This window comes from Symmachiella macrocystis (assembly GCF_007860075.1).
Lineage (GTDB): Bacteria > Planctomycetota > Planctomycetia > Planctomycetales > Planctomycetaceae > Symmachiella > Symmachiella macrocystis.
The window spans coordinates 4223416-4236709 of the sequence record NZ_SJPP01000001.1; the positions used below are offsets into that span (position 1 = coordinate 4223416).

Consider the following 13294-nt stretch of genomic DNA (forward strand, 5'->3'; position numbering starts at 1 on the left):
AGCGGCATGCTCTGCTGACAGAGGTTGAGACAATGCACGTTCGCGGAAAGGCGATTTTCATGGAGGACAAATCGGCGAAACGGTCGTCACTGCTGAAGCGGCTGGCGCTTTGGACGGTGCCGACGTTACTGGTTGCGGCGGCGGCGGTCTATTGCTTCCAACTGTACCAATCCCACGCTGCTTGGAAGGCGGAGATTCGCCGCATCGAAGGTCGTGGTGAACCGGTGCGTAGCGCGGACCTGGCAATCAAGCTCGACAACCCTCAGGACGATGCCGGTCCGTTGTTGCTGGAAGCGATCGGCGCGCTACAGGAACCGGAACAAGCGTATTTGCAATTGATGACGGCCGAAACACCAACGCGCGCCGGTGCGCACGGGCCGCTACGTGATGAATTGCAGGCGAATCAAAAAAGTCGAGAGCTGATTGCGCAGGCGGTGGCTCGCCCGCACTGCCGACTTTTGGTCGATGCCTCTGCAGGCGATCCGCGTCGGTCCAAGATATTGAAATGCCGGGCATTGAGCGATTTGCTACACGCGGAGGTCCTCTGGTCGTTGGGAACCGGGGAAGACCAGGCGGCGTTCTCGTCGACGATTCAAGGGTTTCAGTCAGCTAGGCTGGTTGGGGAAGAGTCGCTGACAGAATCTCGTTTCACGGCGATCGCCATGCAAAACACGAGCCTCAATTCTCTAGCAGAACTGCTCTCCGGGGGAAAAATCACACCGGCGGATTTTTTAGCACTGGACGGCGAACTCTCGCGCGCAGCAAGCGACTGCCGTTGCCAACCGACGTTGATTGCAATTCGAACTTATTTGATTGACGGAACCGCGCTGCCCCGGATTCGAGAAGCGATCAGCATGCCAGGAGCGCCTGCATGGATTGCTTGGTGCAAACGAGTGCTCTCTGAGCCACAGGTGATTGACAATGCCGTGTACTGGATACAGATGCTTTCCGAATTGGCAGCGATCAGTGATCAACCGGGGTTAGACAATCCAGACATCCGCGATTGGCAACAGCGGGTCGCACAAAGTTCTTTTTTGTACGTTAAGCCTTACCTCGCAGCTGCCCCGCAATTGCGGGGGCCGATTCTCGCCATGCGGCAACGGTTCATTCTGGCCCGTTGGGCGCTGCGAGTGGATCGCTTTTACCGCCAAAATGGCCGCTTTCCAGCCGAGTTGTCGCAAGTTTGCGATGCAGAGTGCCGGATCGTCGCCCCCGACTTATTATTCGGTCAACCGCTGGTCCTGGAGACCTATGAACGGGGTTTTGTGATCCGAATCGAAACCGAGGAGCACTCCAGCCAAGAATTCGTCAAAAACTGCCGGTTCGAAGTCACCTATCCCGCAACCGGCGACTTGCAGGACACGTCCGATGTCAGTACACAGGAGTGAATCGACGCCGCGTAGGGGGCGTCGCGACGCACCCTTCTATGCAGTACGATAGACAAGCATTCCAACCTGCGACGCGCCGCAGCGGAATTCCAAACGAAGCTCAGTTAGAAATCCAAACTCAGCAATTGCCAAAACGGCAACTGAAACCAGATTGTTAAAACGTTCGAAGCACACGTTATTCTAGGAAAGACACAGTTCGATGTATAAAGTCGTTTTATTGCGGCACGGTGAAAGTCAGTGGAACCTGGAAAACCGATTTACCGGTTGGACCGATGTGGATCTGACGGAGGCTGGAATCGGCCAAGCCAGCGGTGCCGGAAAAATTCTCAAAGAGCAAGGATTCACTTTTGACCAGGCGTATACGTCGGTGCTCAAACGAGCGATTCGCACGTTGTGGTTGGCGCTGGATGAGATGGACTTGATGTGGATTCCGGTCGAGCGGGACTGGCGGCTCAATGAGCGGCATTACGGGGACCTGCAGGGACTCAACAAAGCGGAGACCGCTAAAAAGTTCGGCGACGAGCAAGTTTTGGTTTGGCGACGAAGTTACGACACCCCGCCGCCGCCGTTGGATGCCGGCGATGAACGGTGTCCCGGCAATGACCGTCGTTACGAGAACCTGTCCGCCGAGCAACTCCCGTTGACGGAATGTCTGAAAGACACCGTGGAACGAGTCATGCCGTATTGGCACGAGACGATTGCTCCGGCGATTAAGGCAGGCCAAAAGTTGATCATCGTCGCCCACGGCAACAGCCTACGTGCGCTGGTCAAGTATTTGGATGACGTGAGCGAAGAAGAAATTGTCGGCCTGAATATCCCCACCGGCGTGCCGTTGGTTTATGAGTTGGATGAAAACCTCAAACCAATCCGGCATGAGTACCTGGGGGATCAAGCAGCGATCCAAGCGGCGATGGATGCCGTCGCCAAACAAGGCCAAGCCAAAAGCTGACCCGCCCACGAAAATCGGCCGCCGAATAGAATCGGCGGCCGATGGTTCATGGTTGCTTGAAGCGAACGTAGATCAAAATTCTTCGGAGATCCGTTCCTGGCCATTGCGAGTGGCCAATGCATTGAGAATGGTTTTGTCCATCGTCTTGGCTAGCGGACGAGCGGAACCGTCGACGAAGAAGAAGTTCACCGCATCACCGTGAAAACTGCCGAAGCCAAAATATGTGAAAACCGCGTTTCTATCGGGAATCGGATGATTCTCTTCGTCGTCGACATCGTCTACGTCATCGCCGTCGTCATCGACATCGGGAATATCATCCATCTCCCAACCCGCTTGGAAGGGGGCGCTGTACCAGTCCCAAAGTTTTTGATCCCTTCCATTTCGCAAGGGGTCGTTTTCGCTGTAAGTGTCGTCCATGCGGGGGACACGGGCACAGCAGGAGAGGGCATCGCCCCAAAAACCGAACCGGCTTTCTCCGAAGAGAATCGTCATCGTAGTTCCATCCGTGCAATCTCGATCGCTGTAGGTACTATTCATATTCATCATCCCATTGTCGGCCGTGTTGCCCATGCAGCCGCGATAGGTTGCGTAGCCCAACTCGCCGGCGCGCTGGTCGGGGAGTGTTGCGCTGGGGCAGACATAGGTGGGAATCACCATTTGAATGCCCTGCAGGTTGTAGTTCGTTGATTTTGGCTCGTTAAACTTGAGGTTCACCGTGCCTTGATCCATCTCCGAGAGCAGGAACGCTTGCCAACCCCACATGTAGGATACGCTCCATTTGTTGGAGCCTGTCGGAAGGTCCAGGTCAACCTCGCCGGTGGGGTGTGGTCCATTAAAACCCGCAACGATGCCATAACTCGCTGGCGTGGCAGGATTCTGATACTCCTCGAAGTAGTCGCCTTGAATCCAACCCGGCGGAAACGTGTTGTACGTCGAGAGGTAGTTATGGGAGGCGATGCCAATTTGGTGCAGATGATTTAAGCATTGCGCGCGGCGAGCCGATTCACGCACCTTTTGTACGGCCGGCATCAACAGGGCAATCAGCAAGGCAATGATGGCGATCACCACCAACAGTTCCACCAGGGTAAAACCTTCGCGGATTGTCTGCCGCGGAAGCCAAATCTTGCGAACGCGTCGTCGATTCATCATCATAAAATTTTGTCTCCAAAGTTTTGGGAGCGCAACACAGTCAGCGTCTCACGCTACGGTTTTGCCGCATCCGAAAAACGTTCCAGAGTGGATTTGTACAACTCCGACGCATGTCTCCGCCTCAACGCAATTTGTGGCAGTGCGTCATTCGTGCTTTATACAGTTTAAGCACAATTCACGGCCGATGCGACCGTAATTTGCCCTCTTCGACAAACGTTCCTGCTAGAAATCCTGCCTGTTAGCAAACGGTAATTATCCCCTATTCTGCCGATCTTGGATCGTTCGTGTTCCAGTCCGATTATTTCGCTGGATGGTGGGGTTGCGAAAAAGCTATCCCTGTTTGTTCTCCTACGATACGATGTCGACCGGTTCGTCCGGCAGCAGGACGGTTCTTTTCGACGATTTTCAGGTTATTGAATCTGTAGGCGAATGTGAAAAACCGGCAAAGCATCCTCATACGGCTAGTCATCATTGTGGCATTGGTCGTCGCTGTGATCCTGTTCGGACGTTGGATGGGGAGCGAAATCCCCAAAATCGAGGCCGATATTGCCGCATTGGGCTTTTGGGGACCGCTTGCGCTAGCCGTTATCGTGGCCTTAGCCACGCCGCTATTCGTGCCCGATACACTGTTCGCCGTCGCGGCGGGGGTGCTGTTTGGATTGATCGAAGGGACCGTGGTCGTCGTCACCGGTGCGCTGGGGGCATCCTGCCTGTGCTATATCATCTCCCACTTTATCCTACGGAAACGTGTGGCTGCGGCATTGAGTCAGCAGCCAAAAATCGCCGCAGTCGCCGCCGCTGCGGAACGTCGGGGGTTGAAGTTTCAGGTGTTGTTGCGGCTCACGCCACTCAGCCCAGTCGCCATTAGCTATGCGTTAGGCACGACCAACACGCGCTTCAGCACGTTTATCCTGGGATGCCTGGGGATCATTCCGGGGATTTTTGTCGAAGTCTATTTCGGTTACGTGGCAGGGCATGCGGCCAAAATCGCCGGCAACGCCAGTTCGCATTCCCGACTCCACGAATTCGTGTTGTTCGCCGGGCTGGCAGTCTGCATCGTGTTGATCATCTACGTAACCCGCATGGCACGGCAAGCACTGACCGAAGCGGACCCTGCGTTGGATGAAGACTTGAGGCCTGAGCAGTGAGGCCTGAGACGCGAGCAGTGCGACATGCGGAAATTGCCCCGTCAGTCCTCACGCCTGTCCCCTCAAGCCTCACGCCTACAACGTCCCTTGATTCTCCGGCGCTGCTTCGCGAGAATCGACGCCCGTTTCAAAACGAATTGACTTTTAAATAAAGGTGCTGAAAGCAAGCTATGGGAAACAAAAAAGTACAAATCGCCGTCGTGGTGTTGATGCTGGTCGGAATGGTGATTTACGTAATGTCGATGGATCTCTCAGAAGATCCGGTCAACGAAGGCGACGGCGTCCCGGTGCCGGCGGCAGCGGAGTAGGTTACGGGAAACAGAAATCCGTATCAAAGGATCGACGACTGGTCACCTTGTCGTTTTTTTTGAGACCGGCTGGGGTGACTTGAGTCTGTTCTACTGACAACTCATAGAGCTTTGGCAGTTTTAACAATCGCTCGACACCGGCATCGGTGACTTGCGTGCCGTTGAGTGATAACGTTTCTAATTTGGACAGGCCGAGGAGCGACTTCAACCCCGCACTATCGATGGAAGTGCCGTCCAAAGCTAGGTCTGTCAGCGTGGTCAAAGCACGCAAATGCTCCAACCCGGCCCCAGTGATTTTCGTATACATGAGGTCCAGAGATTCCAGCGAGGTGAATCCGCCAAGATGTGCGAACGCCGCATCGTTGATAAGGGTTCGGCGAAGATTGAGATGCTTCAGTCCGTTTAACCGCGCAAGGTAGACCAGACCCGGTCCAGCAACGGTTGTCCTCTCCAAGTCGAGGTATCGGAGATTCGTCAGATCATGCAACTGCTCTAATCCGGCGTCACTTACTTTGGTGTTCGAGAGCGAAAGGGTTTCCAATTTCTTCAACTGACCGATGTGCTGCAGCCCCGCATCCGTGACACGAGTTTTGCCGAGCGCGAGCATGTTGAGTTGGTACAGATGTCGCAGCTCCGCTAGCCCCGCGTCACTAATCTGCGTATTGTAGACGTCAAGACTTTCTAACTCGCTAATTCCGCCAACGTGTCGCATCCCGGCATCGGTGATCTGCGAATATCTGAGGCCAAGACTTTTAAGGTGCTGAAAGTCGCGCAATAGGGCAATATCCTCGTCCCGCACCCTGGTAAAGCTCAAATCAACGTATCTCACACGCTGAAACAGCTCCAGGCTATCCTCATCGTCAATTAGTTTGGCCAGAGGCTTCGGACAAACGAGTTCGTAGTCGACCCTACCGCCCAGACGTTCTATAGCGGCCACCGCCTGTTGTTCGCGGTGATACGGCAACCACACGCTGAGCACTCCGCCGACGAGTAGCAACATGACGCCGACGAGCAGCATCAGCCCCGCGCGGGGCCAGCGAGATTTTTTTGGGGGGTGGGGTTCGGACATGGCGAGCGCTCCTATTTTGTGTGTCCGGGAAGTCTACCAGAAAAATGCGCGGCGGCAATTTTTGCTAGATCGTACCACCAGCGCGCTCGCCAAATTAGAACCACCGAACAAAAACAGACCGCCGACGTATCTACGCAGGCGGTCTGTTTTCATTTCGTGTGTAGCGGTCGTCTCAGACCGTTCGGCGTTTGCGTCGCCAACCGTAGCCGCACAGGGCGATGCCGCCGATGGCCAACATTGTGATGCTGGCTGGTTCGGGGACCAGCTCGGCGCCGGTGGCTGTTGTCAGATGGGCGCCGACGACAAAGCCGTTGATTTGGTTGATGTCCATGTTCCCATCCGAAATTCCCAATCCATAATTGGTCAGGAATGCGTCGAAACTCAACGGGCCGGTGAAAGGGCCTTCGGCTGGGAAAAATCCGCCGTATACCAAATGCGCCGGATTCAGCGGGTTGACCTGCGGGGCTCCCAATCCGGGAATGGTGGTGATGTTTTGTGCGGCGGTGCCGTTGATGGTCCAGTAGATGAAGAATCCATCGTAAATCACCGGAGTGGTGACCGGAACATTAAAGATTTCTGTTTTCCAACCACCGGTGGTCACATCGGCCAACGGCGCATCGGTCTTTTCAAAGATCCATTCAATCCATTGTGCTTCGGAGCTGGTGTCGGTAATCCGTTCACGCACCGTCAGACCTCCCGAACCGGCGCCGCCGATCGGTTTGGCTGTCGAGTTGATCGTCAGCGGTCCGCTCGTAAACGAATTGGGGAAGTTCGTATTCGTAACGTTATACGTGCCTCCCACCTGAATCGGTCCAGCTTGAGCCGCTGTCCCCGTCGTGACTGTCATCGCCAGAGCGACGACGATAAGTCCTGTTTTTTTGAACGCCATTTCTGTGCCTCATCGTTCGTTGAAAATCTTTGAAGAAAAATCCGTCTGGTTTCGCCGGGCACCTTCCCCACGTGTTTATCCTTCCATCATGTCCCAAGCTGCTGGCAACGACAAGCAGAATCAATGGGGACGCCTCGTGCTTTTTGCAAATAATTCCGAGCAAATTGGCGAGCCATTGGTCCCGAATTTGCCTTGAAACCTAGGCAAAACTGCCCGTTATCAACATTCCCGCTCCATTCGGTCGATGCCCCGCAGGGCTGTTGATACAATGGGGAGAAACCCGCTCGCGACGGACCGTCCGCGCTACAGGCACACCCACTGAAGGATCGTTATGAACGACGCACGTCCCTTTGTTCATCTGCATTGCCACACCCACTACAGCTTGCTCGACGGTGCCAGCAAGATTCCTGCTTTGGTTCAACAAGCCAAAGACATGGGTATGAATTCGCTGGCGATCACCGATCACGGGAATTTATTCGGCGCGCTGGAGTTCTACCAAACCTGCCAACGAGAAGGGATCAATCCGATCCTGGGCTACGAAGCCTATATCGCCCCCGGCAGCCGCTTTGATCGCAATGCGTCGCGCATGAAAGAGGCGAGTTTCCACCTCACGCTATTGGCCAAAAACTACACCGGTTTCAAAAACCTGGTCAAGCTCGCGTCGGCCGCCTACTTGGAGGGGTTTTATTACAAGCCCCGTATCGACAAGGAACTCCTGGAACGGCATCGCGAAGGTTTGATTTGCCTTTCCGGATGTGCGGCCGCGGAATTGTCGCAGCAAATCCTCGGCGAACGGATGCAAGAAGCCGATAACACGATTCAGTGGTTTCACAAGATGTTCGGCGAGGATTACTACCTCGAGATTCAAAATGCCGGATTAGAAATTCAAAAAATCTGCGCCGATGCAACGGTCGACTTCGCCAACAAAAAAGGCCTGCCGCTGGTTGCGACGAATGACTCGCATTATTTGTGTGAGGATGACGCAGCCGCTCACGATGTGCTGCTGTGCGTGAATACCAAGAGCTACCGCAGCGACACGCGGCGGATGAAGATGGAAGGCTCGCAGTTTTTTGTCCGTTCGCCCGAAGAGATGTACGCCGCCTTCCCCGATCACGCCGACGCCGTGGCCCGCAGTCAGGAAATCGCCGACAAGGTCGATATTCAAATTGACCTAACCGCGCGGCATTATCCCGTATTCAAACCACCCGAAGGCAAAACCGATGTCGAGTACCTCCGTGAATTGTGCACGGACGGCATTGAATGGCGGTATGGAAAAGACGCCGACCAGAAGTACTTCGACCGCTTGGACTACGAGCTGGGCATCATCGAGCGGATGGGGTATTCGAGTTACTTTTTGATCGTGTGGGACTTCGTCCGCTTTTCACGGTCCAAGGGCATTCCGAATCTGGCCCGCGGTTCGGCGTGTGGAGCGATCGTGGCCTATGTGTTGGGCCTGAGTAACGTTTGCCCGTTGGAATATGACCTGCTGTTCGAGCGGTTTCTCGATCCCAACCGGGCCGAGGCGCCTGATATCGACATCGACTTCTGCCGCGATGGCCGCGCGGACGTGCTCAACTATGTGAAGGAAAAATATGGCGAAGCCAACGTCGCCCAAATTGGCACGTTCGGGACGCTGAAAGCCAAAGCGGCGGTCCGCGACGTGGCACGGGTGCTGAGCATTCCCATCGATCGGGTGAATCAAGTTGCCAAAATGATTCCCGAAACCTTGGGGATCAAACTCAAAGATGCCATCGAAGAGAGCGGCGAGTTGAAAGCCGTTTACAACTCCGACCCGGAAATCAAAGAGGTGCTCGACTTCGCGATGCGGTTGGAAGGTTTGGCACGCAATGTCGGAACCCACGCCGCCGGTGTGGTGATCGCCGACCGGCCATTGGACGAGTATGTGCCGCTGCAGAAAATCACCGGCAAAGACGACATCCTCACACAGTGGACCGACGTCGAGACTGCCGGGCTGCTGAAGATGGACTTTTTGGGGCTGCGGAATCTGACGATTCTCGACAAGGCGGTCAAAAACGTCAAAAAGCACGCCGGCCACGATATTGATCCCTCTAAGTTTCCACTGGACGACAAGGAGACGTTTGCCCTGCTGCAACGGGGCGAGACCAAAGGCATCTTCCAGCTGGAAAGCGGCGGGATGCGGGACCTGTTGCAGAAAATGCGTCCTGACCGGTTTGAAGATATCATCGCCACCTCGGCCCTGTATCGTCCCGGCCCGTTGGAAGGGGGCATGGTGATGACCTACGTCGACGTGAAAAACGGTCGCATGGATCCACCGACCGTGCACCCGGTGGTCGACGAGATCCTGGCTGAGACGTACGGCGTGATGGTCTACCAAGAACAGGTGATGCGGATCCTCAACCGGTTGGGGAATATTGAACTTTCGTCGTCGTATCAATGTATTAAGGCGATCGGTAAGAAAAAGCTGGCTGTGATTGCCAAGTACCGCGAGGAGTTTTTAAACGGGGCGGTCGAAAACAACATGGATCGGAAACAGGCGGAAGAACTGTTTCAGATGATCGAGTTCTTCGCCGGTTACGGATTCAATAAATCGCACTCCACGGCCTACGGAGCGATCGCTTATCAGACGGCCTACCTCAAGGCGCATTATCCCTGGGAGTTCATGGCGGCGCTGTTGTCCTGCGGCATGGAAAGTTCCGACCGCATCAACGAGCACATGGACGATGCGCGGCGGATGAACATCAAGGTGTATCCTCCCGATGTGAATCAATCGGTGGAAGAATTTGGCGTCATCGAGGATGGATTGACGTTTGGATTGAATGCCATCAAAGGTCTCGGCGAAAGCAATACCAAGGCCATCGTCGAGGAACGGCAGGCCAACGGACCGTACAAGAGCATTTTCGATCTCGCCGAACGGGTCGATCCCAAGAACATGACCAAAGGGACGTTGGAGATCCTCATCAAAGCTGGGGGACTGGACAACCTCGACGGCACCCGCGCACAACAAATGGCTGTGGTCGAACGAGCGGTGCAGGGGGCGGCTGCGATTCATCGCGATAAAGCCAGCGGTCAAAAAAGCTTGTTTGGCGACGACGACGAACCGGAGAACAATACGACGGACGAACCGGTCTGCACATTGCCGGAGGTCCCGGACTGGCAACACGCGCAGCAATTGGCCTTTGAAAAAGAGGTTTTTGGATTTTATCTGACGTCACATCCGTTGACGGAGAGTGCGGCCGTCTTGAATTTGTATGCGACGCACACGACCAGCGACCTGCATGCCTTGGACGATAAAGCCGAAGTTCTGTTGGGGGGCATCATCAATTCGGTGAAGATGGCGGCGACCAAAAAGCCGAGCACCAACGGCCATTCCCGCTACGCCAACTTCGATTTCGAGGATGTCCAGGGCATTGTCCGGTGCATTTGCTGGCCGGAAGATTATGCCCGGTATGAGGAATTGATCAAACCGGAAATGATCTGCTTTATTCGCGGGCGAGTCGACCGGCGTGGTCGCGAGCCGAATTTGATCGTCAACGAAATGGTGACCATCGAGGATGCCAAACGGAAGTTCACCGAACAGGTGGCCATCAAATTCCAAAGCGGTCTTCACAGCGACCAAGATATCGAACGCGTGCATGATGTTCTCCGCCGGCATCCCGGCAAATGTGAAGTTGTGCTGGTCGTCGAATCGGTCGATCAGGAAGATCGTTCCCGGCAGGTGCGGTTTATCCTCTCAACGCCTCCAGAGATGCGCGTTTCCGGCGATCCCCGCGTCGCAGCGGAATTGCAGGATGTCGTCGGCCAGGCAAATGTCCGCTTGCACGGCGCGCGACGTCGACGTCGGCGGACCGGTTAAGTCGATATTACGCCCCAGTTCACAGACCTTGCCGGTTGCACGAATTGGGTGACCTGATATAAAACGGCATGGCTCGACCAACAATTGGCGCGGTTTTCCGTCCGATAGATTCAATGCCCAAAAGGAACAGCGGCGATGCCCGACTCTGATGACTCTCCAGTGTCCGATGACTCCTCGGTCTCCAAAGACGCGCTGATTTATCCGCGTGTGTTGCTCAAATTGAGCGGCGAAAGTTTTTGCCGCAGCGGCGAATCGGGCATTACCATGTCCGAAGTTGCTGCCGTTTCACAACAAATCAAACGGGTCGTCGAATCGGGCGTGCAATTGGCGATTGTGGTCGGCGGGGGGAACATTCTCCGCGGCAAGCAATTTTCTGCCGTGAGCGCCTCGATTAAGGCTCCCACAGCCCACTACATGGGGATGTTGGCGACCGTGATCAACGGGTTGGCACTGCAGGATGCCTTGGAAAACGCCGGGGTCCCCACGCGGTTGCAAACGGCGATTCGTATGGAGGGTGTGGCGGAACCGTTCATTCGTCGCCGCTGTATTCGCCATTTGGAAAAAGGCCGCGTGGTGATTTTGGGAGCGGGGACCGGCAGTCCTTTTGTGACGACCGACACCGCCGCCGCGCTCCGCGCCCGGGAAATCGAAGCGGATGTCGTGTTGAAGGCGACCCGCGTTGACGGCGTTTATGCCGAAGACCCTGAAAAAAATCCACATGCCGTCCGTTACTCGGACATTTCCTATCAGGATGTGCTTGCTCAAAATCTGCAGGTGATGGATGCGCAGGCTTTCCATCATTGCATGGAGCATGGCATTCCGATTGTTGTTTTCAATTTCAAACGGGAGGGCAACTTAGAACGGGCCGCCGCCGGAGAGCGGATTGGCACCCGTGTCCTCCCCGCCGCACAAATTCGCAAAGAGGCTGCGGAATAACTGTTCTGCCTCATCGAACCGTTTTTACGGACATTATATAAGCAGGAACTTCAACTATGGATCAAGACGAAATTTTGCTCGATGCCGAGGAGCGGATGGAAAAAGCCGTTGAAGTATTTCACGGCCAACTGCAAGGGCTGCGCACCGGCCGCGCCACTCCCGGACTAGTCGATTCAATTCGCGTGGAATATTACGGCTCACAAACACCGATTAAGCAGTTGGCGAGCATTACTGTTCCCGAGCCGCAACAAATCGCCATCCGCCCCTTCGACGCCTCTTCGATCAGCGCGATCTCCAAGGCAATTCAAGCCAGCGACGTCGGCTTAGCGCCTAACTCCGACGGCCGCATCATTCGCCTGAACATTCCGCCGCTGTCCACGGAACGCCGTCGGCAATTGGTGTCGCGGGTCAAGGAGTTCGCCGAAGAAGCCCGGATCTCGATCCGCAATATCCGCCGAGACGGTAATAAACATGCGGAGCAGGCGGAAAAAGATAAGCTGATGACCGAAGACATTCGAGATACGACCAAAGACAAGGTGCAGGAACTGACCAAAAAATATGAAGGCCGCGTGAACGAACAAGCGACGACCAAAGAGAAAGAGGTCATGGAAGAATAGTCGCGGCGAAGCGAAAGCCGCGCTCTCCCGGGCCGCTGCTAAAAAAACGCGCCAAGAAAATCTCCCCCTCTCTCTCTGGGAGAGGGCCGGGGTGAGAGTTTTCGATCGCCAAGCGACAGGCCATCCCACAGTCTACGGAACACATTCAAATGCGTTCGGTGCGATGCGCGGGGCGGAATGGTTTGCGTCGCTGATTAGGCTGGGGGGGATCTTTCATGCTACGCGAGAAAGGTGCGTCGCGACGCACCCTACGTTTTTGTTTGCTGTGCGGTTTCGACCAAGGCGTTGAATAAACGTTGTTGGTGCGCGTCGCGGGCGGCGGTGAGTTCGGGGTGCCATTGTACGGCGAGTAGCCAGGGATGTTCGCGCGCTTCGACGGCTTCGATTGTGCCGTCGGGTGCTCGGGCGGTGACTGTTAGCGCTGGTGCGACGTCGCGAATCGCTTGGTGATGCCACGAAGCGGTCGAGACATCGGTTTCGCCCATGGCGGCGGCCAAACGTGAATCGGCGTCGATCGTGACTTGATGTTCGACTGGTTCACGCGGCGGTAGGCGGTGGAGAATTTCTTCGCCGACCACATCGGGAAGATGCTCGTGCAAATTGCCGCCCAGCGCGATATTGACCAATTGAGCGCCGCGGCAAATCGCCAATGTGGGAAACCCCGCTTTGATAATCGTGCGCGCCAATTCCAGTTCGCTGTTGTCCCGTTCGCTGTCGACCATGTAGATCGATTCGTGCATGCTCCCTCCGTACAAGGTCGGACAGAGATCGCCGCCACCGGCAAGGACGAGTCCGTCGAGAATCGCGAGCACGTCATCCACCTGCGATTCGCCGGGAGCAATCAGCAACGGAATGCCGCCGGCGCGGCGGACGGCATCGACGTATTCGCCTGGGAGCGTAAATCGGTTTCCCTCATCCCGCCCATACGTCGTGATGCCAATCAGCGGGGCCGTCCGAGAGTTATGTAATGGAGTTGTCATGTCTGCTGCTCTGAAATATTCACGTC

Annotated in this window: 11 protein-coding genes; 7 read left to right on the top strand and 4 right to left on the bottom strand. The window is 55.4% G+C overall.

The features are described 5' to 3' along the window. Positions 1 to 32 precede the first annotated feature (32 nt). The gene (locus tag CA54_RS16500; RefSeq protein WP_146371906.1) at positions 33 to 1388 is read left to right on the top strand and encodes a hypothetical protein; all 1356 of its coding nucleotides are present in this window, start codon (positions 33 to 35) and stop codon (positions 1386 to 1388) included. A gap of 199 nt (positions 1389 to 1587) precedes the next feature. Then, complete coding sequence (gene gpmA, locus CA54_RS16505) at positions 1588 to 2337, top strand: 2,3-diphosphoglycerate-dependent phosphoglycerate mutase (protein WP_146371907.1); 750 nt, start codon at positions 1588 to 1590, stop codon at positions 2335 to 2337. Between the two features lie 72 nt (positions 2338 to 2409). Here the strand turns inward: gpmA and CA54_RS16510 are convergent, their stop codons facing one another. Further along, positions 2410 to 3489 (bottom strand): DUF1559 family PulG-like putative transporter, encoded by a 1080-nt coding sequence (locus CA54_RS16510; RefSeq protein ID WP_146371908.1) that lies wholly within the window; start codon positions 3487 to 3489, stop codon positions 2410 to 2412. A 428-nt stretch (positions 3490 to 3917) separates the two neighbouring features. Here CA54_RS16510 and CA54_RS16515 point away from each other — a divergent pair, with 428 nt between their 5' ends. Then, a complete protein-coding gene (locus CA54_RS16515) occupies positions 3918 to 4634 on the top strand; it encodes a TVP38/TMEM64 family protein (RefSeq protein WP_146371909.1) in 717 nt (238 codons plus the stop codon). A gap of 170 nt (positions 4635 to 4804) precedes the next feature. Continuing rightward, on the top strand, positions 4805 to 4942 hold the full coding sequence (locus CA54_RS29420; RefSeq protein ID WP_197532511.1) for a hypothetical protein: 138 nt from the start codon (positions 4805 to 4807) through the stop codon (positions 4940 to 4942). A gap of 1 nt (position 4943) precedes the next feature. Here CA54_RS29420 and CA54_RS16520 read toward each other — a convergent pair whose 3' ends face one another. Together CA54_RS16520 and CA54_RS16525 are read right to left on the bottom strand one after the other, a co-directional pair. After that, positions 4944 to 6011, bottom strand: a complete 1068-nt coding sequence (locus CA54_RS16520) for a leucine-rich repeat domain-containing protein (RefSeq protein WP_146371910.1) — start codon at positions 6009 to 6011, stop codon at positions 4944 to 4946. A 172-nt stretch (positions 6012 to 6183) separates the two neighbouring features. After that, entirely contained in the window at positions 6184 to 6900 is a 717-nt protein-coding gene (locus tag CA54_RS16525) for a PEP-CTERM sorting domain-containing protein (RefSeq protein ID WP_146371911.1), read from the bottom strand. A 331-nt stretch (positions 6901 to 7231) separates the two neighbouring features. On the opposite strand from CA54_RS16525, the gene dnaE reads away from it, so the two are divergent. From dnaE to frr, 3 genes are all read left to right on the top strand, one after another. Then, positions 7232 to 10735, top strand: coding sequence for a DNA polymerase III subunit alpha (gene dnaE, locus CA54_RS16530; RefSeq protein ID WP_146371912.1), 3504 nt, complete (start codon positions 7232 to 7234; stop codon positions 10733 to 10735). Positions 10736 to 10870: 135 nt separating this feature from the next. After that, positions 10871 to 11671 carry a UMP kinase gene (pyrH, locus tag CA54_RS16535; protein WP_145378579.1) on the top strand — a complete coding sequence of 267 codons (801 nt, stop codon included), beginning with the start codon at positions 10871 to 10873 and terminating at the stop codon, positions 11669 to 11671. Positions 11672 to 11727: 56 nt separating this feature from the next. Continuing rightward, a complete protein-coding gene (frr, locus tag CA54_RS16540) occupies positions 11728 to 12288 on the top strand; it encodes a ribosome recycling factor (protein WP_146371913.1) in 561 nt (186 codons plus the stop codon). Between the two features lie 248 nt (positions 12289 to 12536). On the opposite strand, the gene CA54_RS16545 is transcribed toward frr, so the two are convergent. Next, the gene (locus CA54_RS16545) at positions 12537 to 13268 is read right to left on the bottom strand and encodes a gamma-glutamyl-gamma-aminobutyrate hydrolase family protein (RefSeq protein ID WP_146371914.1); all 732 of its coding nucleotides are present in this window, start codon (positions 13266 to 13268) and stop codon (positions 12537 to 12539) included. Between the last annotated feature and the right edge of the window lie 26 nt (positions 13269 to 13294).